Origin of the sequence: Micromonospora sp. C81 (assembly GCF_018070425.1) — a bacterium.
Classification (GTDB): Bacteria; Actinomycetota; Actinomycetes; order Mycobacteriales; family Micromonosporaceae; genus Micromonospora; species Micromonospora zamorensis.
Window position 1 is genome coordinate 344,611 of the sequence record NZ_JAGPXS010000003.1, and the last position, 19,353, is coordinate 363,963.

Here is a 19,353-nt window from a genome sequence, read left to right on the forward strand (position 1 = left end):
GTCGCTGGCTACCCGCGAGTAATACAGTGTGGGTTACTGATCGGTAACACCTGTCCGGAAGCGGGGCCAGCGAGCATGACCCACTACAAGAGCAACCTGCGGGACCTTGAGTTCAACCTGTTCGAGGTCTTCGGGGCGGACCAGGCGTTCGGCCAGGAGCCCTATTCGGAACTCGACGTCGACACCGCCCGCACGTTCCTCGCTGAGCTCGACCGCCTCGCCCGCGGCGATCTGGCCGCCAGCTACACGGACAGCGACCGCAACCCGCCGGTGTTCGACCCGGCCACGCACACCGCGCCGCTGCCGGCGTCGTTCAAGAAGTCGTACCAGGCGTTCATGGACTCCGAGTTCTGGCGCCTGGACCTGCCGCCGCACCTGGGCGGCACCAACGCGCCGCGCGCCCTCTGGTGGGCCCTCGCCGAACTGGTCCTCGGCTCGAACGCCCCCATCTGGATGTACGCCTCCGGCCCCTCCTTCGCGCACGTCCTGGAGGTCGAGGGCAACGAGCAGCAGAAGCGGTGGGCCAAGCTCTTCATCGACAAGCAGTGGGGCTCCACGATGGTGCTCACCGAGCCGGACGCCGGCTCGGACGTCGGTGCCGGCCGTGCCCGCGCGATCCAGCAGCCCGACGGTTCCTGGCACATCGAGGGCGTGAAGCGCTTCATCACCTCGGGTGAGCACGACCTGAGCGACAACATCGTGCACTACGTGCTGGCCCGCCCGGTCGGCGTCGAGGGCGTCGGTGGCCCCGGCACCAAGGGCCTGTCGCTCTTCGTGGTGCCGAAGTTCCACTTCGACGAGACCACCGGCGAGCTGGGTGAGCGCAACGGCGTCTACACCACGAACGTCGAGCACAAGATGGGCCTGAAGGTCTCCAACACCTGCGAGCTGACCTTCGGCGAGCACGGCGTACCGGCCAAGGGCTGGCTGCTCGGCGACAAGCACGACGGCATCCGGCAGATGTTCATGATCATCGAATACGCCCGGATGCTGGTCGGCACCAAGGCCATCGCCACCCTCTCCACCGGCTACCTCAACGCTTTGGAATACGCGAAGAGCCGGGTGCAGGGCGCCGACCTCATCCAGCAGGCCGACAAGACCGCCCCGCGGGTCACCATCACCCACCACCCGGATGTGCGTCGCTCGCTGCTGCTGCAGAAGTCGTACGCCGAGGGCCTGCGTGCCCTGGTTCTCTACACCGCCTCCTGGCAGGACAAGGTCGCCATCGCCGAGGCCGCCGGCGACGAGAAGGCCACCAAGCTGGCCAAGCGGGTCAACGACCTGCTGCTGCCGCTGGTCAAGGGCGTCGGGTCGGAGCGGGCCTACGAGATGCTCGGGCACGAGTCCCTGCAGACCTTCGGTGGTTCCGGGTTCCTCCAGGACTACCCGCTGGAGCAGTACGTCCGCGACGCGAAGATCGACACCCTGTACGAGGGCACCACCGCCATCCAGAGCCTGGACCTGATCTTCCGCAAGATCGTCCGGGACAACGGCAAGGCGCTGATGGCGGTCGCCAGCGAGATCCAGGAGTTCATCTCCTCCGAGGCGGGCAACGGCCAGCTCAAGGAGGAGCGGCAGGCGCTCGGCAAGGCGCTGGCCGAGGTGCAGAACATCCTCGGCGTGATGACCGGCTGGCTGGGCGAGGCGCAGGGTGGCGAAACCCGCGCGCTCTACAAGGTCGGGCTGAGCAGCCGGCGGTTCCTGCTGGCGATCGGCGACCTGGTTGTCGCCTGGCTGCTCCAGCGGCAGGCCGAGGTGGCGCTGAAGGCACTGACCGGCGAGGTCTCCGCCAGCGACAAGGCGTTCTACACCGGCAAGGTGGCCGCTGCCCGCTTCTTCGCCCGCGAGGTGCTGCCCCGCATCGGTGCCGACCGGCGGATCATCGAGAACACCGACCTCGACATCATGGACCTCCCGGAGGAGGCCTTCTGACCGTGCCACGGCACGGTTGACCGGTCCCGGGTCGCACCACCTGGGACCGACACCGACGGCCGGTGGGGCAGCTGCCCCACCGGCCGTTGCCGCGTCCGAGGGTCAGCGACGCCTCTGCTTCCGGCCCCGACGTCCCAATCCGCGGCAAGGAACACTGGTCGGTCCCTCCTTGGGCCGGGTATTGGGCGAGCCTGGCCGGGTATGCCGGCGGCGTGGCGGGTAACCGTCGCGTGACCTCGAAAGGGAACGCCCAGAGCCACCGCACGGGGGAGTGCAGCGCATATGGGTGTCGGAAGCGGCATTTTTCTCATCGCGATCGGCGCGATCCTGACCTTCGCGCTGAGAGCCAACGTCTGGTGGATCGACGTACGGGCGGTCGGCTGGGTCTTCATCCTGGCCGGGCTGGCCGTACTGCTGACCACGCTCTGGTTCTGGCAGGACCGGCGCAAGCGGGCCCGGACCCTCATCGTGGAGGAGAACCGGCTCTCTCATCCGACCGCGATGATGCCGCCGCCGCCGGACCCGCCGCCACCAACCGCGCCGCCGTCCTGAGCTGGACCTGGGCGTGTACCTCTGAGCCACCCGTCGAGAAGCGGCGGGTGGCTCAGTCGCGTGCGGTGTGCCGCTCGATGATCGGAGCGCTTGACCGACCCAGTTCCGCCCAGCCGAGTGGGCCACGGTGCACCGCCAGTTCCGCGGTGCGTAACCCTTCGTCGGCCGCGCCCTCCGGGTCGAGGAGCGCGGAGAGCAGTGAGATGCCCGGATTGTGGGCGATGAGCAGCGCCGTGCGAGCCGTGGGGTCGATCGTGCGGACCAGCGCCAGCAACTCCTCGGGGTGCGCGTCGTACGCGCCGGGCTCGTAACGAACGGTCGGCCGTGGCCCGGCCGGGCCACCCTCCGGCGGCGAACCGGTCATCCCCATCGCCACCCCGTGCCAGGTCTGGCGGGTGCGTCTGGCCGTCGAGCAGATCACCACGTCGGGCAGCAACCCGTGGCGCGCCAGCCAGGCGCCGGCCGCTGCGGCGTCTGCGGTCCCGCGTGCGCTGAGAGGCCGTTCGGCGTCGTCCGCCGCGTCGCTACCCTGCTCGGCCTTCGCGTGCCGCAACAACACCAGCGTCCGGGTCTCGGGGTCGGCGTCCGTCATGCTCCCAGCTTGCCCGATTGGCGATCTCCGTGCCTGGGTAAGTCGATGGATGCCGCACCCCTACCGACGGCCGCGGCGCGTCGTACGCCAGGTTTTGAGCCGAGGAGCGAGACATGGGCATTGGTGGCAGCATCTTCTTGATCGCGCTTGGCGCGATCCTCGCATTCGCCGTGGAGGCCGACCTGGGCTGGCTGGACCTGTCCGTGGTCGGCTGGGTGCTGATGCTGGCCGGCGTCGCCGGCCTGATCACGACCCTCTACTTCTGGAACAGCCGCCGCCGCACTGTGGTCGCCGCGCCGGTGCGCGAGCAGCGCGTCGTGGCGGACCGGGTGGTGCCGGTCCAGGACGACCAGGTCGTCCAGGAATACCGCGAGGTGCGTCGGCCGGGCCGACCGGTCTGAACCTCGCTCGCGAAACTCCGGGGTCCCGCAGCGTCGCGGGGCCCCGGCTCGCGTCTCTACCCGGAGGGACCACCACCCCGGCCACCCCTGGCGAGATCCGCGCACTTTCCGGGAAACTGCTGCCTGAAAGCCCGTCGAGGCAGCAGTTTCCCCGAAGTTGCGCGGATCTTGCGGTGCGGGCGCGCCTGCGTCCTCGCGGGCTCGGGCGCTCAGGCGAACAGTGCGAAGTAGATCGCGATGTGGTGGCAGAGCGCCGCCAGCAGCGTGCAGGCGTGGAAGAACTCGTGGTGACCGAAGACGGTCGGCCACGGGTTGGGCCGCCGCAACGCGTAGAAGACAGCGCCGACGCTGTAGATCGCGCCGCCGACGACCAGCAGCACCAGTGCAGTGACGCCGCCGCCGTTCAGGATCTCCGGCAACATGGCCACCGCCACCCAGCCCAGCGCCAGGTAGAGCGGCGCGGACACCCAGCGCGGCGCGTGCGGCCAGACCACCTTGAGCGCCACGCCGGCCAGTGCGCCACCCCAGACCAGGGACAGCATCACGGTGGCCGGGCGGGGTGCGAGCAGCATCACGCAGAGCGGCGTGTACGTACCAGCGATGAACACGAAGATCATCGAGTGGTCCATCCGGCGCATGAGCTGGTAGCCGCGCTCCGACCACACCCGACGGTGGTAGAGCGCGCTCGTGCCGAAGAGCCCACAGACCGTCAGGCTGTAGATGAGACAGCTGACCAGGGGCGCCCACCCGGGTCGGGTGGCGGCGATCGAGCAGAGCACGATGCCGCACACCACCGCGACGAAGAAGGCGTACGTGTGCAGCCAGCCGCGCATCCGGGGCTTACCGATGTCGACCGGCTTCAGGCGAAGCGGGGCGGAGGTGGTCACCTCCTTAGGTTACGGCACCGTAGGTTACTTGCAAGTAGTCACGGCGGTGACACCCGGCACCGTCGCCGTGAACACCGCGACCGCCGGCCATCGGCGAAGATGAGCCGATGCGGATCCGACCCGTCGGGGCGCACGCCCTGCTCCTCGACTGCACCGACCCCGACGGCGTGCCCGAGGCCGACCTGGTCGACGCATGGCGAGCCGAGCTGTGGCGGCGTCGGGAGCAGGGTGACCTGGCCGCCGTCGAGATCGTGCCGGCGGCCAGCACCGTCCTGCTCGACGGCCTGCCCGACCCGGCTGCCACGGCCGCGCAGCTGACCCGGTGGGCGCCGGCCATTGTGACCGCCGCCACCGCCCGTCGCGGCACGGACGAGCACGACGACGGCACGGAGACCGTCGTTCCGGTCGACTTCGACGGACCCGACCTGCCGGCGGTGGCCGAGCACTGGGGCGTCGACGTGCCCGCCGTGCTGTCCCGGCTGACCGGCACCCGGTTCCGGGTCGCGTTCTGCGGCTTCGCCCCCGGCTTCCCGTACCTGACCGGGCTGCCTGCCGAGCTGGCGCTGCCCAGGCTGGCCACGCCCCGCCCCCGGGTGCCACCCGGTTCGGTCGCCCTGGCCGGCCCGTACGCAGGCATCTACCCGGGCGCGTCACCCGGCGGCTGGCAGCTGGTCGGCCGCACCGACCTGGTCCTCTTCGACGTCCACGCCGACCCGCCGGCCCGACTCGGCCCGGGCACCCCGGTCCGGATGGCCGCGGCATGACCCGCCCGCCCGCCATCGAGGTGCTCCGCGCCGGTGCGCTCACCACCGTGCAGGACCTGGGTCGGCCCGGCTGGGCGCACCTGGGGGTCCCCCGGTCCGGTGCCCTCGACCCGGCGGCCCTGCGGCTGGCCAACCGCCTGGTCGGCAACCCGGAGCACGCTGCCGGCCTGGAGATCACCCTGACCGGCTGCACGGTGCGGCTGACCCGGGCCACCACGGTGGCGGTCACCGGCGCCGAGGTGACCGTCCACGCGGGCGATCGGCCCGGCGACACCGGGCGCCCGCTCACCGTGCCGGCCGGGACGGTGCTGCGGATCGGCCCAGCCCGTCGGGGCGTACGGAGTTGGCTGGCGGTGGCGGGCGGCATCGACGTGTCGCCGGTGCTCGGCAGCCGGGCCACCGACACCCTCTCCGGGCTCGGTCCGCCTCGGCTGGGCGACGGCGACCGGCTGCCGCTCGGCGAGCCGCTCGACGCACCCGCGCCGGTGGACCTGACCGTCTGCTCCGCGCCCCCACCGGAGCTGCACCTCATGCTCAGCCTCGGCCCTCGCGACGACTGGTTCACACCAGCCGCACTCGACCTGCTGTTCGGCACCGCGTACACCGTCAGCCCGGTGAGCAACCGGGTCGGCGCGCGACTCGCCGGCGCGCCGCTGCCCCGCGCGGTCGCCGGCGAGCTGCCCAGCGAGGGCATCGTGCTCGGCGCGGTGCAGGTGCCGGCCGACGGACAACCCCTGATCTTCCTGGCCGATCACCCGACCACCGGCGGATACCCCGTCATCGGGGTGGTCACCGACGTGACCCCGCTCGCGCAGGCCCGCCCAGGGACTACCGTCAGATTCCATGGACCTCAACGCTGACCTGGGCGAGGGCTTCGGCATCTGGCGACTCGGCGACGACGAGGCGCTGCTGGGCCTCGTCACCTCCGCCAACGTCGCCTGCGGCTTCCACGGCGGCGACCCGTCCACCATGCGGCGGGTCTGCGAGGGCGCCGCACGGCGCGGGGTCGCGGTGGGCGCGCAGGTCGGCTACCGGGACCTGGCCGGCTTCGGTCGACGGCACATCGCGTACGACTTCGCTGAGCTACGCGACGAGGTGACCTACCAGCTCGGGGCGTTGAACGCGTTCTGCCGGCTGTTCGGCACCCGGGTCCGCTACCTCAAACCGCACGGCGCGCTCTACCACGCGACCAGCACCGACGAGTCCCAGGCGGCGGCGGTGGTCGCGGCGGTCACCGGGTACGACCCCGAGCTGCCCGTGCTCTGCCTACCCGGCTCGACGCTCGCTCAGCTCGCCGTCGGCGCGGGCCTGCCGGTCGTCGCCGAGGCCTTCGCCGACCGCGCCTACCTGCCCAACGGGGCATTGGTGCCGCGCGGCACCCCCGGCGCGGTGATCACCGACCCGGAGCAGGTGGCCGAACGGGCGGTGCGCATGGCCGTCGAGCGGAGCGTGGTGGCGGTGGATGGCACCGTCATCCCCTGCTCGGTCGACTCGATCTGCCTGCACGGCGACACCCCGGGCGCGGTCTCCGCCGCCGAGCTGGTCCGCGCCACCCTGATCGACGCCGACATCCCGCTGGCCCCGTTCGCGTGACCTTCAGGGGCCCACCGGGCCCCTGAAGGTCACGTCAGGCGTCCAGGCCGCGGAGCACCAGAGGCAGCCGGGTCACGGCACCGTCGACCACCCGGACCGGTACGCCCCAGTCCTGCCGGGTCAGGTGGCACGCCGCGTGTTCGACGTCCGCGTCACAGGTCGCCGCCTGGGCGGTCACCTGCAACACCCCGGCGGTGACCTCGCCGTTGAGCACCAGCCGACGGGACAGCTCGGTGCCCGTGCCGGCACCGTCCACCAGCAGCTCCGGCGGAGACGCGGAGACCACCAACCGGGTCGACGGCCCGTACGTCTCGTCCAGCTTCTGCCCCGGCGCCGGGGTGAAGACGATGTCCAGGGTGACCTCACCGGCCGCGACGTCGGTCGGCTTGCGCTCGGTGCGGTGCCGGGGCCCGTCCACCGTGCTGGCACCCGCCGCCGACAGGGCACCCGGGGCGAGCCGGGTCAACCGGTGCGCGGCGGACTCCACCACCAGCACCTCACCGGCCGGGGTGAGCACCAGGTCGCTCGGCTCCGCCAACCCGTCGGCGACAGTGGAGACCTGGTTGCTGGCCGGGTCGAAGCGGCGCACCGCGCCGTTGTACGTGTCCGCGATCAGCACTGAGCCGTCCGGCAGCGCGCACACGCCCAGCGGGTGCTGGAGCAGCGCCGTCTCCGCCGGGCCGTCCACGTGCCCGAAGTCGAACAGGCCCTGCCCGACGGCGGTGCCCAGCACGCCGTTCTCCACGTACCGGATGGCGCTGGTCTCGCTGTCGGCGACCCAGAGCCGGGTGCCGTCGGCCGAGACCGAGAGCCCCGACGGCTGCGCCATCCACGCCTCGGCCAACGGGCCGTCGCGCAGCGCCTCGACGGTGGTGCCGGCGTACATGCCAGTGGTCCGCTTGATCGGGTCGAACCACCAGAGCTGGTGGATGCCGGCCATCGCGATGATCAGCTTGTCGTCGTACCAGGCCAGGTCCCACGGGGAGGAGAGGTCGACGGCGAACGCGTCGTGGGCGTGGTCGTCGACCGAGGCGCGCCACTGCCGCCCACTGCCGGCCACTGTGACCACCTCGCCGGACTCCAGCCGTACGCCGCGCAGCAGGTGGTTGACCGTGTCGGCCACCACCAGGTCGTAGCCGGCGACCTCGGCGACATGCGTGGGCAGCAGGCACACACCCTGCGGCTCGGAGAACGTCGCCGCGGCAGCCGGCCCGTCGGCCCGGCCCCGCTCGCCCGAGCCGATCCGGCGCACCGGCGTCTCGCCGTCCGGGGCAACCTCGACCAGGGAGTGCCGGGCCGAGTCCGAGACCAGCAGGTTGCCGTTCGGCAGCTGCACCGCCTTACCGGGGAAGCGCAGCGCGGTCTCCGGCGCCGGCGGCGGGACGTACGGACCATCGCCCCGGTGCAGGGTGCCCTTGGCCTCGTGGGTGGCGATCAGCTCGTCGATCAGCCGGGCCAGCCCTTCGGCGTGCCCCTCGCCGGCCATGGTGGCCACCACGTACCCCTCGGGGTCGATCACCGACAGGGTCGGCCAGGCCCGCGCGGCGTACTGCTGCCACATCTCCATCTCAGGATCGTCGAGTACGGGATGGTGCACCCCGTACCGCTCGACGGCGGCGGCGAGCGCGTCGGCGTCCTTCTCGTGCTCGAACTTCGGCGAGTGCACACCGATCACGACGAGCACGTCGCCGTACTTCTCCTCCAACGGGCGCAGCTCGTCGAGAACGTGCAGGCAGTTGATACAGCAGAACGTCCAGAAATCCGCCAAAACGATCTTGCCGCGAAGGTCGGCGAGCTTGAGGTCGCGTCCGCCGGTGTTCAGCCAACCCCGGCCGTGCAGCTCTGGAGCCCGTACTCGTGCAGTCGTTCCCATGCCTGTCAGCCTGCCACGGCGAGGCTTCTCCGTATCGGTCGTCGTGACCCGGACGACAGTCAACATTTCGATCGGTGGCAGTTCAGCAGTGGTGGCAGCTCCGCAGTGGTGGCAGCTCAGCAGTGCGGTGCTCGGCGTGTCGAGTTGCTCAGCTGCCAACGATCAACGGGACGAGGCAGGAAGGCCCAGGGGTGGGGTACGACGGCGGCGGGGTCACGGTCGCCCGTGAACCCCGCCGCCGGTCGAGCTACTTCGTGGCCGGTTTGAGGCAGAGCACCCGGTTGGTGCCGTCACCCGGCAGCACCACGTGCGGCTGCGTCGTGTCGGTGCACTTCTCCTTGGCGTCCACCTTCGAGACGATTGTGAAAGCGTCCGCCTCGCCGCAGTCCGCCGCCGTGGCGCCACCCTGACCGGACTGCTTCACGCAGGTGCCGACCGCCGGGTCGAACGACGGACCGTCGTCGCCGCCGAACTTGCCGAGCAGCATCAGCAGGCCGAGCGGCACCGCCAGGATCAACACCGCCGCGATCAGCACCGCGGCCAGCACCCGACCGTTGCGGACCTTCGGCGTGGGCGGCTCCGCCTTCGGCTCGTCGGCGTCCGGCTTGAACGCGTCGAACCGGCCCTGGTCCGACTGGCCGACCTCCTGGCCCCAGGACGACGTGGGCTGCTGCGCGGGCGGGAACGACGGCGGGAAGTTTCCGCCCGGCACCGGCTCGGCACCGAAGCTCGACCCGCCGGACCCTGGCCCACCGAAGTTCGACCCACCGAAGGCCGACGCCCCGTTCACGGCGGCGGCGCCGGAGGCAGGTGACCCGGGGCCGCCGAACTGGTCGGCCGGTCGTTCGGCACCGGCGTGCGGCCGGGTGCCGTTCATCGGCCGGTTGTTGCCGGGCGTGTCGACGAAGGACGGCACACCGGGCGGGAATGCCGGCGGCGCCGACGGGGCCTCACCGAATGTGTTCGGCGCGGGCTGCCGGTCGTCGAAGCGGGGATCGGCAGCCGACTCGCCGCCCCAACCGGGACCGGCCTGGCGCTGCGAGTCGTTCTGCCATTCCGGTGCGGCCTGGCGGTGGGAGTCGTTCTGCCATTCCGGGGCGGCCTGCCGGTCGGCTCCCGGGTCGCCCTGGAACGCCTCCGGCTCCGGCTCGTTCTCCGGCTCGGGTCGAGCCGGGCGGCCGTACACCCGGGGTTGTGGTGTCGCCGTGCCGGTGGGCCGGATGGCCTGGTCGGTCGGTGGCATCACCCGGCTGGCCAGCGGCACCGAAGCGCTCGCAGTGGCGCGGGCCGCCGCGCCGTCCGCCGAGTCGGCCTCCGACGCCGGCACGACCGCGCGGCCCGCTCCGGACTCCGGAGAGGTACGCGGGGCAGGCACCATGGCGCCGCCGCTCGCGGGAGCGTCGCCGGCGCGGCCCCAGCCGGCCGGCTCCGCCTCGTACTGCGCGGCGGCGTCCGGGGCCTCCCGCTCGGCGTACGCGGGCTGCTCGGGGATCGGGGCGAACTGGGCCTGGGGCGGCGCGTAGTCGGCCGGCGGGGCGGCGGCCAGGCTGGCGCCCGGCACACGCTGCTCCTGCGGGGGCAGCGGCACGGCGTTCGCGGGCGAGATGCCCGGCGCGGGCCCGGGCTGGTAGGCAGGTGCCTCGTCGCCCCGGTCCGCCTCCCAGCCACCGCGGGACTGGGCGGAAGCCTCCGCTTCGGCGCGTCCCCACACCTCACCGGGTGCCCACGGCTCGACCGCCGGCACGCCGGGGTTGGCCTGTGCGGCGTTGTCCTGGTTGGCGGCCCAGCCGGGCACGCCGTCGTTGCTGGGCACACTGACGCTGGCACGCGCGGGCAGGCCACTCTGCTCCGGCGGATTCCACACTGCCGGCTCCGGCCGTTCGGCCGGCTGGTCCTGGGGTGCGAGCACCCAGTCGGGCTGCTGCGGACGGCTCTCGGCCCCGCCCCAGGCAGCCGGCTGCTCGGCCTGGTCCTGCCGCGCGTCGCCGCCGTCATTCCAGGCTGCGGGTTGTGCCTGCTGCTGTGCGGCCCACCCACCGGAGTGGGCCGGGTCGTCCTGGCTGGGCCAGTTCGCCGCCGGTGCCGGCACCTGGGCCGCGCCACGGGCGGCGCCGGGCTGGGCGGCCTGTCCCCACTCGGGGGCGGGCTGCTCGGTCGGTTCGGCAGGTTGGCCCCAGGCCGGCGGCGACTGCTCAGCCGGCGTCCACACCGGCTGGTCGTCGCGCGCGGCGGCGTTGCTGGCGGGCCAACCGCCGTTGCCGGGCGCGTCGTCCTGCTGAGCGCCGCCGGACCAACCACCGGCCTGCGGCATCTCGGGCTGCTGCGACTCGGCGCCGTGCCAGTCACCGGCGGGCGGGTTGGGCTGCTGCGCCCCACCCCAGCCTCCGGCTCGGGCCGGGTCTTCCTGGGCAGGCCAGGCAGTGGTGGCCGGAGGCACCTGCGCGGCACCTCGCGCGGCCGGCTGGGCCTGCACCCACTCGGGCTGCTCAGCCGCGTTCGGAGTCCAGTTTGGTGCGGGTGCGCTCTGCTCGGCCGGCGTCCAGCCCTGCTGCTGCGCCGCCCAGGGGGCAGGCTGCGCGGGGGCCGGTGTGCCGTCGTTGCCGGGCCAGGTGCCGGGCTGCTGCTGCTGCGGCGGCTCGCTCGTGCCGCCGGCCGCCCAGGCAGGCTGCGCCGGGTCGCTGGGCTGCGGGGCAGCGGCGGCACCCCAGGCGGGGGCCGGTGGCTGCTCGGACTGGGTCGCCCATGCTGGCGTCGACGGGTTGGGCCGCGTCGGCGGCGGGGGCGCCCAGCCCAGGTCGGGGCCGGCGGCGTTGTGGCTGTTGTCCGGCTGCGCCGGGCGGTCGCCGTACGGCGCCGGTCCGCCGGCGCCCGGTGACACCTCGTCCGGCTCTTGGCCGGGGCGGTGCGGGCCCTCGGACGTCATGGGTGCGCCTCCTCCATCACATGTCGGCTCGCCGGTGCCGATCGGTCTCCTCGGCATGGCTGCCGGCGTCACCGGCGTACCGCTGTGCCGGCTCCCCGCACGGTATCGGGTGGTGGCACGGCCCGTCCAAGGAGCACCGGTCGTCACTTTGCGTGGCCGGTCGGTGTCGAGCAGCTTCTGTCAGCTCGGCCCCTGCCGGGTCGGCGGGCGGCGACCGAAGCCCACCGTACCGGGCGCTGCGGCAGGGCGGAATCCCGGTGGCCGATGGCCGGAGACGCCGATGGCCCACCCGGCGGACCGGGTGGGCCATCGATCTGGAGGAGGTAGGAATGTCGAGGAGCGTCAGCTCATGTGACGCTGGGCGATGACGAGGATTTCCTCGCGAACCGCCGGCGAGTTCGCCGAGCGCAGCGCGTGCTCGATGGCACGGGCGCGGCGGGTCGCGTCGCGGTGGTTGCGGATTCGCTCGATCATGCTCATTGGTGGGTCCCCCTAGCTATTCGGTTGTCAGCCCCTGATGCGTCTATTTAACCGCAGAACCCGGCCAACTTCCATCGATTATTAGGTGAGCTGAGACACCTGCCTAACAATCAAAGGTCAACAGCCGATCTGGCTGATGTTTCCGTCGCTCAAACGACACGGCCGGTGTGCCGGGCGTTAACCCGTGGCACACCGGCCGTGGCTGGCGTCGCGAACGATCAGGTCCAGGCGAGCAGCGCCGCCTCCGGATCGGTGAGGAAGTCGCCGATGTCGCGCAGGAACTTCGAACCCAGCTCACCGTCGATGATCCGGTGGTCGAAGCTCAGCCCCAGCGTGGTGACCTGACGCGCCTTGACCTTGCCCTTGTGCACCCAGGGCATCTCCCGCACGGCACCGAAGGCCAGGATCGCGGACTCGCCCGGCGGCAGGATCGGCGTGCCGGTGTCCACTCCGAACACCCCGACGTTGGTGATGGTCAAGGTGCCACCGGACATGTCCGCCGGCGAGGTACGGCCGGACTTGGCCGTCTGCACCAGGCCGTTCAGTGCGTCCGCCAACTCCCGCAGCGAGAGCCGGCCGGCGTCCTTGACGTTCGGCACGATCAGGCCACGCTCGGTGGCCGCCGCGATACCGAGGTTGACGTAGTCCTTGACCACGATCTCGTCGCCGGCCCAGGTCGAGTTGACCATCGGGTGACGCTTCACCGCCAGCAGCACGGCCTTCGCCACCAGCAGCAGCGGCGAGACCCGTACGTCGCGCCACTCCCGTCGACCGCGCAGTCGGTCCAGAGCCTTCATCGCCCGGGTCACGTCGACGGTCAGGAACTCCGTCACGTGCGGGGCGGTGAACGCCGAGCGGGACATGTTCTCGGCGGTGAGCTTGCGAACCCCCTTGACCGGGATGCGCTGCTCGCGGTCCGTGCCGAAGCTCGCGGCGCTCGTCGTCACCGACGGGGTCGCGATCGGCTCGGCCACGGCACCGCTCGCCGCCTGCTGCACGTCCTCCCGGGTGATCGAACCCAACGGGCCCGACCCGGTCACCGTGCCGAGGTCGACCCCGAGGTCCTTGGCGAGCTTGCGCACCGGAGGCTTGGCCAGGACCAGCCCGCCGGTCGCCGTCGCGGCCTGCCCGTTACGAGCCGGAGCCGCCACTGGCGCGACCACCGGCTGCGGAGCCGGTGCCGCCGGAGCGGGGGCCGCAGCGGCCTGCGCCGGGACACCACCCTTGCGCGGGCGACGCTTCGCGGCCGTCGTACGCGGGCCGTAACCGACCAGCACCGCCGTCCGTCCACCCGGGGCCGCCCCGCCGATCAGGCCGGGCTCGATCATGCCCTCGGCAGGCGCCACCTCCACCGCCGCCAGCGAGGCCGCCGACGGGGTGGGCAGGTCGCTGCTGGGCGTGGCCGTGGTCGACGGCGCCTCCAACGGGCCGGCACCCGGATCGGTGTCGATCGCGATGATCGGCGTACCGACCTCGACGGTGGTGCCCTCCGGGTGGTGGATCGCCTGCACCTGCCCGGCCCACTTCGCCGGGATCTCCACCGCCGCCTTGGCGGTCTCGACCTCGACGATCGGCTGGTTCAGCTCGATGGTGTCGCCGACCTTGACCAGCCAGGCAAGGATCTCGCCCTCGGTCAGCCCTTCGCCCAGGTCGGGCAGGTTGAACGTCTTGATCCGGGACATGTCGATCACCAGCCGAAGGTGCGGTCGACGGCGTCGAGCACCCGGTCGAGGTCGGGCAGGTATTCCTCTTCCACCCGGGAGGCCGGGTAGGGGGTGTCGAAGCCGGTCACCCGCAGCACTGGCGACTCCAGGGAGTAGAAGCACTCCTCGGTGATCCGGGCGGCCAACTCGGCGCCGAGACCGATGTTGGACGGTGCCTCGTGCACCACGACCGCGCGGCCGGTGCGCTTCACCGACTCGTACGCGGCGCCCAGGTCCAGCGGGGAGAGCGAGCGCAGGTCGATGACCTCCAGCTCCCGGCCGTCCTCCGCGGCGGCGGTCGCCGCCTCCAGGCAGGTCCGCACCATCGGCCCGTAGGCCAGCACCGTGACGTCGGTGCCGGGCCGCACGACCCGGGCCGAGTGCAGGGGGTACGCCTCGGACAGCGGCGCGTTCAGGTCGACCTGACCCTTCTCCCAGTAGCGCCGCTTGGGCTCCAGGAAGACGATCGGGTCATCCGAGGCGATGGCCTGCTGGATCATCACGTACGCGTCCTGCGGGTTGGAGCAGGTCACGACCTTCAGACCGGCGGTGTGCGCGAAGTACGCCTCCGGCGACTCGGAGTGGTGCTCGACGGCGCCGATGCCACCGCCGAACGGGATCCGGATCACCATGGGGATGCTGAGCTTGCCGCCCGAGCGGTAGTGCATCTTCGCCACCTGCGACACGATCTGGTCGTACGCGGGGTAGACGAAACCGTCGAACTGGATCTCGCAGACCGGCCGGTAGCCGCGGATGGCCAGACCGACCGCCGTGCCGATGATGCCGGACTCGGCCAGCGGGGTGTCGATGACCCGTTGGTCGCCGAAGTCCTTCTGGAGCCCGTCGGTGATCCGGAAGACACCGCCGAGCTTGCCGACGTCCTCGCCCATGATGATGACCTTGGGGTCGGTCTCCAGGGCGCGGCGCAGGCCGGTGTTGAGGGCCTTGCCGAGGGTGAGCGTCTCCGTGGCCATCAGTGGGCGCTCCCTTCGAAGGACTCCATGTAGCGGTTGAACTTCGCGCGCTGCTCGTCGAGCAGCGGAGAGCCGTTGGGGTAGACGTGGTCGAACATCGTCACCGGCTCCGGGTTGGGCATGTTGAGCACCCGCTCGCGCAGGTGCACCGACTCGCGGCGGGCCTGCTCGTCGACCTCGGCGAAGAAGGTCGCGTCGGCGATCTGCTGCTTCTCCAGGAAGGCCTTGACCCGGGTGATCGGGTCCTTGGCCTGCCACGACTCGACCTCGCTGGCGATCCGGTAGCGGGTCGGGTCGTCGGAGGTGGTGTGCGCGCCCATCCGGTAGGTGTACGCCTCGATCAGGCTCGGGCCCTGCCCGTGCCGGGCGTTGTCCAGCGCCGTGCGGGTCACCGCGTACGAGGCCAGGACGTCGTTGCCGTCCACCCGTACGCCGGGGAAGCCGAAGCCGGCGGCCCGCTGGTAGAGCGGGACCCGGGTCTGGCGCTCCAGCGGCTCGGAGATCGCGTACTGGTTGTTCTGGCAGAAGAAGACCAGCGGCGCGTTGAAGACACTGGCCCAGACGAACGCCTCGTTCACGTCGCCCTGGCTGGTGGCCCCGTCGCCGAAGTAGGCGATCGCGGCCTCGCCGTCGTCGTTGCCGATCTTGCCGTCCATGGTGATGCCCATGGCGTAGCCGGTGGCGTGCAGGGTCTGCGCACCGATGACGATCGTGTACATGTTGAACTTGAACTCGTTCGGGTCCCAGCCGCCCTGGTCGACACCGCGGAACAGGCCCAGCGGCATGATCGGGTCGATGCCCCGGCAGTAGAGGACGCCGTGCTCCCGGTAGGTCGGGAAAGCCATGTCCTGCGATCGCAGCGCCCGCCCGGAGCCGACCTGAGCGGCCTCCTGGCCGAGCAGGCTGGCCCAGAGGCCCAGCTCGCCCTGGCGCTGGAGGGCGGTCGCCTCGGCATCCAGCTTGCGGACCATCACCAGATCGCGGTAGAGCCCGCGGTATTCCTCGTCGGTGAAGTCCACGCGGTACACGGTGCCGTCCGGCCCGGTGGCGCTGTCGATGCGCTCGCCGTCGGGGGTGAGCAGCTGCACCAGCTCCGGATTACCGGCCGCGCCCTTCTTGGAGCGGGGTGCAGGCCGCCTGCTGCGGGTGGTGCCCCCGGGGTCGCCCTTTGCCATCGGTCTCTCCCTGTCGTGTCTGCGTCGGCACCGGGGGGTCACCCGGCCGCGCAACTCGTGCGCCTGCCCGGCTGCTGCCGGGCCGGTTCCTGGCGGCCGCGCCTAGCCCCGGTGGGGGTTGCCGCACGGCGTGATCCGGGTTCTGGCCGAACCCGGATCGGGAGTGCCGGCGCTCAACCGCGCCTGCCGCGAGGGTGCGCGGAGGTCACGGCTGCGTTGCCGTCGTGCTCCATATTCGCAGAGCAGGTGAGCGCGCCCACAGTACGCCTGCCCCGCATTCCGACCGCCCACGCTTTGCCATCGTTTGTCGCCATCATGCTGGCCTGCGTTTCGAGGGCGATCCGGCGATGATTCGTCACCGTTCGGTCAGCACCGCGTGTCGACACGCGGTGGAGGTTGGACGACGGAGCGTGACTACGTAAGGCTGATTACCGCAGGATCGCGCCTATCGAGTTATTTGCCGGCTTCAGCGCCGGCGGCGTCCATCCATGTCCTCCGACGGCCGACGACAAGGGGTGTGCGGTGCACGAGCCAGGTGATGGTCCCGGCACACCAGCCCTCGGCCGGCACCGGTCCGCGGGCGGTTACCGCAGGGTGGTCGGCGTGCACCGTGCTCCCGGCGCGGGTGGCCCCACCCGGGGTTACCTGCTCACCGTCGCGCTGCTGGCCGGCACCGCGTCGATGCCGATCCTCGCCGCGATCAGCGCCGGCTCGGCCACCCCGGGCAGCACCGCGCTGCCGGACAGCAGCATCCCGTTCATCCCGACCCCGTCGGTCGGGCCGGTGCTGATTCCGCTGCCGATGACCAGCCAGCCGTCAGTCCCACCGCCCGGCTCACCCAGCGTCGGCCCCACCAGCGGCTGGCTGCCCGCCGCTCCCCGGCGTACCCGGGAAGGGCCTGGGTCGGGGCCCACAGTGACCGACCTGGGGCCCGCCCCGCGGGCGCCGCACCCGCCGGTGGCGCCGAAGCCGCCCCGGGGCACCTCACCGGCCGTCCCCCCGTCGTCGCCGACCGGTTCGCCGACCGACCCCGGTCCGACCGACCCGGACCCGACCGACTCGCCGGGCCCCGATCCGACTCCGACCCCCAGCCCGACTCCGACCCCGACGTCGACGCTGGATCCGTCGCCCACGCTGGATCCGTCGCCGACGCTCGACCCGACGCCCACGCTGACTCCGACCTCCACGCTGGAGCCAACCGCCACGCCGACGGACGCCTCGACCGCCACCGCCGTCCCGACCTGCACCCGGTCGGTGCCCGCCACCAGGCCCGCGCCGACCAGCACCCGGTCCGTGCCGGCCACCAGGCCCGCGCCGCCCGCCACCCCCGCCGTGCCGACCAGCCGGCCCAGCCCGTCGGTCCCGTCGTCTCCGACCGATCTCCCGACGTTCGCGGCCGGCCTGGCATCGCTGGCCGGACCGCCGCACCCGACGGTGTCCCCGGCGGTACGGTGACGAACAGGGGCGGCCCATCCGGTGCCGGCGGTGTTCGGCGGTAGGCGCATACCGGAGGGGGTGGCGTGGGCGGCGGTACCGAACTCCGCCCGGTCACCAGCCGACCCGGTCCGGGGCGGCGGATCGCCCGGCTGGTCACCGAGGTGACCGCACCGGCCGTGCTCGTGTCGTTGCTGATCATCACGGTGAGCTGGCACAGCGCGCGCCGTCCGGGTCAGGGCCTCGTCTGGGGTCTGCTCGCCACGATCTTCGTCACCGGCATCCCGTTCGCCTACATCGTCGGCGGCGTACGCCGTGGCCGGCTCACCGACCACCACATCGGCCGTCGGGAGCAGCGCCGGGTGCCACTGCTGGTCGGCCTGGGTTCGGTCGCGGGAGGGCTCGCCCTGCTCGCCGTGCTCGGTGCGCCCCGTCCGTTGCTGGCGCTGGCGGTGGCCGGGCTCGTCGGCCTCGTGGTCGCCGTGTCGGTCAGCCACTGGTGGAAGATGTCGATCCACTCGGCGGTGTCCGCCGGCACCCTGGTCATCCTGGCCCTGACGTTCGGAACGCGCGTGCTCGTCGCCGCCCCGCTGCTGGCGTTGGTGGGCTGGTCCAGGGTGCGACTGAGGGACCACACGGTGCCGCAGGTGCTCGCCGGTGGTGTGCTCGGCGCGCTGATCGCCGCGGCGGTCTTCGGCCCACTGCGCTGAGACCCGCCGCAGACGCCGGCCGGTCTCGCGCGCGCTGGGCCGACCGAGCCGCTGGGCCGAGCCGTTGGGTCGGGCCGAGGCGTTGGGTCGGGCCGAGGCGGGCGGCGTTATGCCGCCCGGCCTCGGGTGTCGTCAGGCCCCGTCGTCGGCCAGGCGGTGCCGGTTCGCCTCGATCCAGGCGTCCAGGGCGGCCGGGTCGTCCGGGTCCACGCCGTCGGCCATCAGCTGTGCCACCGCGGCGGTGGCGGCGCTGCGTCGTTCACCCGTGGAGTAAAGGCGCGCGAACTCCGGCACCATCTCCTCGATCGCCTCGTCGGTGCGCGTGGTCGCCGCCTCGGGCAGACCGCGCTGCCGGGACGCGTACCGCGCCCAGGCACGCAGCACCCGGGGCAGCATCGCGGCGTCGTCCATGTCCAGCACGGCACGGCGGTGCACCCAGTCAAGCAGGAAGAGCCCGGACACCGCCGGGCTCCAGCGCATCGGGTCGGCGTCCGGGAAGGTCGCCGAGTGGTCCAGCAGCAGGCTCAGGCAGAAGTGCAGCGAGGCCAGCTCCGGGCCGTCGACGGAATCCAGCCCGAAGCGGGTGGCCTCCGGCGCGGCGAGGAACCGCCGGACCAGGTCGGTGCGCTCGGCGGCGGAGAGTGGCTCGACCTCCGCCGGGCCGGTCGGGTCGGCCGCGGTGGGCAGCAGCGCCAGCCGGGCGCCGACCAGCGCCCGGTCGGTGGCGAGGGAACCCTCGCCGGGCAACTCGCTCAGCTCGTCGGTCACCGCGAGATGGCGGGCCACCTCGCCACGGAGCTGGGCCGGATTCTCGGTGCGGAACCAGGTCAGCTCGTCGTCCGCGCACATCTGGCGGACCTGGTCCAGGATCCGTTCCGCCGGCCCGCCGACGAAGATGTCCTTGGTGATCCCGATGTTGTGGTCCACCAGGGCCACCAGCGCGTGCTCCGAGCCGCCGGACGCGTCGTCGTAGGCGAAGGTGGCGAGGTAGGACGTCTGGTCGCCGTAGACGTCGCCGTACGCCCACGTGCCGGTGAGGTGCACCCGACCGAGCTGACCGGCCCAGGTGGGTGCCTGGCTGCCCGGACGCACCCGATCGGTGCCCTCGGCGTCCGGGACGAGCGTGGCGAAGACCTGCCGGATGGTGGTCGCGGCCGCGACCCGGCGACGGGCGGTGGCGGCGAGAAACCCGGTGACGAACTCCCGTACGGCGGTGTCGCGGTCGGTCTCCGCGATCGCGTAGACACTGCCCAGCAGCGCGCTGCCGAGCATCTCGGCGTCGAGGGCGGACTCCAGCTTGGTCACGTCGCGTGCGGCGTGCAGCACCGCGTCGTAGGGGGTCTGAGGCGTGGCCATGCTC

The 19,353-nt window shown here is 72.3% G+C and carries 17 protein-coding genes; 8 read left to right on the forward strand and 9 right to left on the reverse strand.

All coding sequences use genetic code 11. The annotated features are described in order from the left end of the window. The first annotated feature begins 75 nt into the window (after nucleotides 1-75). On the forward strand, nucleotides 76-1,932 hold the full coding sequence (locus tag KBX46_RS07805) for an acyl-CoA dehydrogenase (protein WP_210791911.1): 1,857 nt from the start codon (nucleotides 76-78) through the stop codon (nucleotides 1,930-1,932). A 282-nt stretch (nucleotides 1,933-2,214) separates the two neighbouring features. Then, the gene (locus KBX46_RS07810; RefSeq protein ID WP_030332052.1) at nucleotides 2,215-2,484 is read left to right on the forward strand and encodes a DUF6458 family protein; all 270 of its coding nucleotides are present in this window, start codon (nucleotides 2,215-2,217) and stop codon (nucleotides 2,482-2,484) included. A 52-nt stretch (nucleotides 2,485-2,536) separates the two neighbouring features. Here the strand turns inward: KBX46_RS07810 and KBX46_RS07815 are convergent, their stop codons facing one another. Continuing rightward, nucleotides 2,537-3,076, reverse strand: a complete 540-nt coding sequence (locus KBX46_RS07815; protein WP_210791913.1) for a histidine phosphatase family protein — start codon at nucleotides 3,074-3,076, stop codon at nucleotides 2,537-2,539. A gap of 113 nt (nucleotides 3,077-3,189) precedes the next feature. Here KBX46_RS07815 and KBX46_RS07820 point away from each other — a divergent pair, with 113 nt between their 5' ends. After that, complete coding sequence (locus KBX46_RS07820; protein ID WP_088950887.1) at nucleotides 3,190-3,477, forward strand: DUF6458 family protein; 288 nt, start codon at nucleotides 3,190-3,192, stop codon at nucleotides 3,475-3,477. Nucleotides 3,478-3,686: 209 nt separating this feature from the next. Here the strand turns inward: KBX46_RS07820 and KBX46_RS07825 are convergent, their stop codons facing one another. Then, nucleotides 3,687-4,364 (reverse strand): hemolysin III family protein, encoded by a 678-nt coding sequence (locus tag KBX46_RS07825; RefSeq protein ID WP_088950888.1) that lies wholly within the window; start codon nucleotides 4,362-4,364, stop codon nucleotides 3,687-3,689. A 107-nt stretch (nucleotides 4,365-4,471) separates the two neighbouring features. Between KBX46_RS07825 and KBX46_RS07830 the strand changes: the two genes are divergently transcribed. From KBX46_RS07830 to KBX46_RS07840, 3 genes are read left to right on the forward strand one after another with little or no spacing between them, the layout of a single operon-like run. Continuing rightward, nucleotides 4,472-5,128 (forward strand): allophanate hydrolase subunit 1, encoded by a 657-nt coding sequence (locus KBX46_RS07830; RefSeq protein ID WP_210791915.1) that lies wholly within the window; start codon nucleotides 4,472-4,474, stop codon nucleotides 5,126-5,128. Then, nucleotides 5,125-5,988 (forward strand): biotin-dependent carboxyltransferase family protein, encoded by an 864-nt coding sequence (locus KBX46_RS07835; protein ID WP_210791917.1) that lies wholly within the window; start codon nucleotides 5,125-5,127, stop codon nucleotides 5,986-5,988. Before KBX46_RS07830 ends, KBX46_RS07835 begins: the two co-directional genes overlap by 4 nt. Further along, complete coding sequence (locus KBX46_RS07840) at nucleotides 5,972-6,721, forward strand: LamB/YcsF family protein (RefSeq protein WP_210791919.1); 750 nt, start codon at nucleotides 5,972-5,974, stop codon at nucleotides 6,719-6,721. The genes KBX46_RS07835 and KBX46_RS07840 overlap by 17 nt, the downstream gene beginning before the upstream one ends. A gap of 34 nt (nucleotides 6,722-6,755) precedes the next feature. Here the strand turns inward: KBX46_RS07840 and KBX46_RS07845 are convergent, their stop codons facing one another. From KBX46_RS07845 to pdhA, 6 genes are all read right to left on the reverse strand, one after another. Beyond that, nucleotides 6,756-8,594: an NHL domain-containing thioredoxin family protein gene (locus tag KBX46_RS07845; protein ID WP_088950892.1), complete on the reverse strand. Its 1,839-nt coding sequence runs from the start codon at nucleotides 8,592-8,594 to the stop codon at nucleotides 6,756-6,758. 247 nt (nucleotides 8,595-8,841) lie between these two features. Beyond that, nucleotides 8,842-11,517: a hypothetical protein gene (locus tag KBX46_RS07850; protein WP_210791920.1), complete on the reverse strand. Its 2,676-nt coding sequence runs from the start codon at nucleotides 11,515-11,517 to the stop codon at nucleotides 8,842-8,844. A 342-nt stretch (nucleotides 11,518-11,859) separates the two neighbouring features. Further along, the gene (locus KBX46_RS07855) at nucleotides 11,860-11,997 is read right to left on the reverse strand and encodes a hypothetical protein (RefSeq protein WP_165435866.1); all 138 of its coding nucleotides are present in this window, start codon (nucleotides 11,995-11,997) and stop codon (nucleotides 11,860-11,862) included. Nucleotides 11,998-12,215: 218 nt separating this feature from the next. Beyond that, on the reverse strand, nucleotides 12,216-13,679 hold the full coding sequence (locus KBX46_RS07860) for a dihydrolipoamide acetyltransferase family protein (protein WP_210792038.1): 1,464 nt from the start codon (nucleotides 13,677-13,679) through the stop codon (nucleotides 12,216-12,218). A 5-nt stretch (nucleotides 13,680-13,684) separates the two neighbouring features. Further along, nucleotides 13,685-14,674: an alpha-ketoacid dehydrogenase subunit beta gene (locus KBX46_RS07865; protein WP_088950894.1), complete on the reverse strand. Its 990-nt coding sequence runs from the start codon at nucleotides 14,672-14,674 to the stop codon at nucleotides 13,685-13,687. Beyond that, a complete protein-coding gene (pdhA, locus tag KBX46_RS07870) occupies nucleotides 14,674-15,849 on the reverse strand; it encodes a pyruvate dehydrogenase (acetyl-transferring) E1 component subunit alpha (RefSeq protein ID WP_210791921.1) in 1,176 nt (391 codons plus the stop codon). The genes KBX46_RS07865 and pdhA overlap by 1 nt, the downstream gene beginning before the upstream one ends. Nucleotides 15,850-16,452: 603 nt before the next feature. Here pdhA and KBX46_RS07875 point away from each other — a divergent pair. Next, a complete protein-coding gene (locus KBX46_RS07875) occupies nucleotides 16,453-17,304 on the forward strand; it encodes a hypothetical protein (protein WP_210791922.1) in 852 nt (283 codons plus the stop codon). 65 nt (nucleotides 17,305-17,369) lie between these two features. Next, nucleotides 17,370-17,993 carry a phosphatase PAP2 family protein gene (locus KBX46_RS07880; protein ID WP_141912082.1) on the forward strand — a complete coding sequence of 208 codons (624 nt, stop codon included), beginning with the start codon at nucleotides 17,370-17,372 and terminating at the stop codon, nucleotides 17,991-17,993. 132 nt (nucleotides 17,994-18,125) lie between these two features. Here KBX46_RS07880 and KBX46_RS07885 read toward each other — a convergent pair whose 3' ends face one another. Next, nucleotides 18,126-19,349, reverse strand: coding sequence for a hypothetical protein (locus KBX46_RS07885; RefSeq protein WP_088950897.1), 1,224 nt, complete (start codon nucleotides 19,347-19,349; stop codon nucleotides 18,126-18,128). Nucleotides 19,350-19,353: the final 4 nt, after the last annotated feature.